This window comes from Microbacterium sp. (assembly GCF_052102115.1).
In the GTDB taxonomy this organism is placed as follows: domain Bacteria; phylum Actinomycetota; class Actinomycetes; order Actinomycetales; family Microbacteriaceae; genus Microbacterium.
On record NZ_JBQDVP010000122.1, the window covers coordinates 1 to 2794 of the forward strand.

The 2794-nt window shown below is 60.3% G+C and carries 5 protein-coding genes; all 5 read right to left on the minus strand.

The window, feature by feature from the left end:
* Positions 1-420 precede the first annotated feature (420 nt).
* The gene (locus ACTICP_RS16310) at positions 421-753 is read right to left on the minus strand and encodes a histone-like nucleoid-structuring protein Lsr2 (protein WP_441894140.1); all 333 of its coding nucleotides are present in this window, start codon (positions 751-753) and stop codon (positions 421-423) included.
* A gap of 592 nt (positions 754-1345) precedes the next feature.
* A complete protein-coding gene (locus tag ACTICP_RS16315; RefSeq protein ID WP_441894141.1) occupies positions 1346-1684 on the minus strand; it encodes a hypothetical protein in 339 nt (112 codons plus the stop codon).
* 61 nt (positions 1685-1745) lie between these two features.
* Complete coding sequence (locus tag ACTICP_RS16320) at positions 1746-2114, minus strand: hypothetical protein (RefSeq protein WP_441894143.1); 369 nt, start codon at positions 2112-2114, stop codon at positions 1746-1748.
* A 121-nt stretch (positions 2115-2235) separates the two neighbouring features.
* Positions 2236-2439 carry a hypothetical protein gene (locus tag ACTICP_RS16325; protein WP_441894145.1) on the minus strand — a complete coding sequence of 68 codons (204 nt, stop codon included), beginning with the start codon at positions 2437-2439 and terminating at the stop codon, positions 2236-2238.
* 82 nt (positions 2440-2521) lie between these two features.
* Positions 2522-2794: hypothetical protein (locus ACTICP_RS16330; RefSeq protein ID WP_441894147.1), on the minus strand; the 273-nt coding region annotated here is incomplete at its 5' end.

Here is a 2794-nt window from a genome sequence, read left to right on the forward strand (position 1 = left end):
GGAACTGGGGATCTTCTGTTTGCAGCTGCGAGACGCGGCCCGGCGTGATGTCCATAAGGGTTGCTACTTCGTCGCGACCGATGAATCCGAGAGACGCCATTATGACTCCTGTTAATCAAAGCTATCGTTTGTGATAGTTTCCTCTGCCGATATTGGTATGTCAACCATGACGGGGCTGGTTAGCGTGACGGCATGCACCACGTTGGCGGTGAAGGGCGGGCCAGGTTGAGAGCGGGGCCGGCTATCTGCGCTTAGTGGGTGTTGTCGTAGGCATCTTTGACTTTTAGCGGGATGGGTCCACGGTCAGGGGCTGTGAATTCGGCTGCATTCGCCCCGTGCTCTGATTGCGTTGCGCTGCTCTGCGTTTCTCGAGATGCGTTGACTATGGCGAGCGCTCACGTGTGTTCATGCGGGTGAGTCTTAGTGTTCTTTGTTGTAGGCCTCTTCGACGGCCATGGGGACGCGCCCATAGACGGAGATGTCGTATCCGGCTTCTCTTGCCCAGGTTCTAATCTTGTCGAGAGTCTTTCTGCTGCGCCGAACCTGTTTGGCTTGTTTGGGGCTCTTAACGATCCGGGCTACACGGATGAACGGCTCGAGTTGCTTCTCCAGTTCTTCCGCGTTGGGTGCGCTCAGCTCCATCGCGTAGTTGACCCGATCAATTCCGAAGGTGACACTGCGCCCGTCTTCGGCGCCGGTGATTGGGGTGCCGTCAATGTCGTCGTACATGATTTCGATGAGTTCCCTCGCCATATGGCAAGTCTATTCTGGCTAGGCATCGCAATCGTTGTTGCGACGGTAATGGTTGCCAGGGCAATCCAGGGCTGTGCATCACCGGCGAGCGCTTCATTCGAATCGCTGCACGTACCGTTCCAGTAGATGAGTGGCGCCCATGCCAAGTAGGCATACGATCATCAGGCAGTTGTTGAGGAGCGTGAAGTGGGCAATCTCGTCGCCTGATAGATTCCCATGCACTGATATCGCCAAGAGTGCTGAGAAGTAGCCGCCAAGGAAGGCGCGAACAAGCATCATGGATGCTACGACCCACGATGTGCGCATTTGGCTCTCCGGTCGTCTCATCTCCACTGTTGCTAGCAATAGCAGAATCAGGGGGAGACCAAGCCACCAGCCAGAGTCCTGGGGGGATAACGCCACGCCTACGGCCGCAGCGATAGCGAACACTCCTAGCTCACGAAGCGTCTTCCAGATCCCTAGAGGTTCCTTTTCGGGGTTTCCCTGCATCATGTATCTCCGCTGCTGAATGCGCTCACGGTGGTGTCTCCTTCGTCTGGTCTGCCCCGCCCGGTGGTTCTCTCGTTACCGTGCCGGGTGGGATGACATGCGGTTAGTGGTCGGTTCCCGTCAGCGTTGGGGGTGTCTGGCTGTACCCGCAGCCGCATTCGGTGAGTTCCTGTGAAGCGATGAAGGCCTCGAGGCCGGGACTGGCATATCCGACGCCGATCGGTGCGGGATCTCCGCAGCTCTTGCACACGTAACCGCCGACCTGTGCGGCGAGCGCCTGGGTTTCGGTGGTGTTGAGTTCGTAGGCGAAGCTGGCCTGTCCGAAGCGGGTGGCAGCTGTGGTGGCTGCGGTTTCGGTGGTGTAGATGCCGAGGACTTCGGTGACAGGGCAGTTGAGGACGGCGAAGGTCGTAGCCGGCTGTGTAGGTGTGGTGGTGTTCACGGTCGTCTCCTGGTCCGTGGGCGGGCCGAGGCGAGCGCCCCGGCCCAGAGTGGATGTTGGTTCAGCGGGGGCCGTTGTACCGACCGAGGTCGGTGATGAGGCGTTCGATGCAGATCCTCGTGTTGTTCTCGGTGGCGTTGATGCGGACGCGGCGGTGGCGGGAGTGGTTGGGGTTGGCGACGGCTTCGCGGTAGTGGCCGAGAGCGATGAGAGCTGAGTCGGCGTTGTCCCAGATCCGCTCGAGGCTGTAGTTGGGGTTGGTCCATGTGCCGTCGTCGTTGCGGCCGCCTTTGCGTTCGGCGAAGGTGCGGGCGGCGATGAGGTGCTTGTCGAGGGCTTTGGGGTAGAGCTTGGTCTTCGATGCTGTGTTGGCGTTGATGCGGGTGATGAGGCGCTGTGCCTGGCTGGGGGTGTTTCGTGTGGTGTTCATGTCGGCCTCCTGCCGGATCTCGGGCCCTGGGGTGTTTCCCGCCCTGCTACCTCTATTATATGTCTCATCATGGGACATTGCAAGCGGTGGGGTGATCAGTCCTGAGGTTGCTTGAACGGCTTCAGGAAGTCACTGCTCTGCCGAGGTCGAAAGCAAAGAGGGCGGGCAGGAGCTGCGGCTCGAGCATGTTGCCGACTGCGACCGATGCGACGGCCACGACGGCGAGGACGCTTAACGCTGCGGCGAGTGCTGGGTGTGGTTGCCCGAAGTAGAGGTGTGCGGGGAGTGCCACAAGGATGGTGATGATCGCGAGGATACCAAGCATGGGCGCGGGCTCCGTTCGCAGTGGGTGGGTGCTTGCTGTCCCCTGCCGCTGGGCTGCGAGTGCCAGGGGACAGCAAGCGCGCTCAGGCGAGGCCGATGGCCTTGAGCGCGCAGGGTTTGAGTGCGCGTTTCATGTCTGCTGCGTCGAATCCTTCCTGGCAGATGGCGTAGCCGGAGAGGAGCTCGGCGAGGTCATTGAGGGTTTTGATTCCTGCGTCGACGTGGATGTTCTCGGGGTCGCGCAGGCCTGTGCATTCAGCGTTGTGCACGGTCTTGTAGCGGTCGTAGTCGGTGTCGCATTCTTCGACGGCGAGGACTGCGTGGTGGACGATTTTGGTGTTCGGTGCGATACGGGT

Bases quoted from the DNA above. Each gene is read 5' to 3' on its own strand.
- ACTICP_RS16320 (WP_441894143.1), bottom strand. From the start codon at position 2,114: ATGAACACCACACGAAACACCCCCAGCCAGGCACAGCGCCTCATCACC.
- ACTICP_RS16310 (WP_441894140.1), bottom strand. From the start codon at position 753: ATGGCGAGGGAACTCATCGAAATCATGTACGACGACATTGACGGCACC.
- ACTICP_RS16325 (WP_441894145.1), bottom strand. From the start codon at position 2,439: ATGCTTGGTATCCTCGCGATCATCACCATCCTTGTGGCACTCCCCGCA.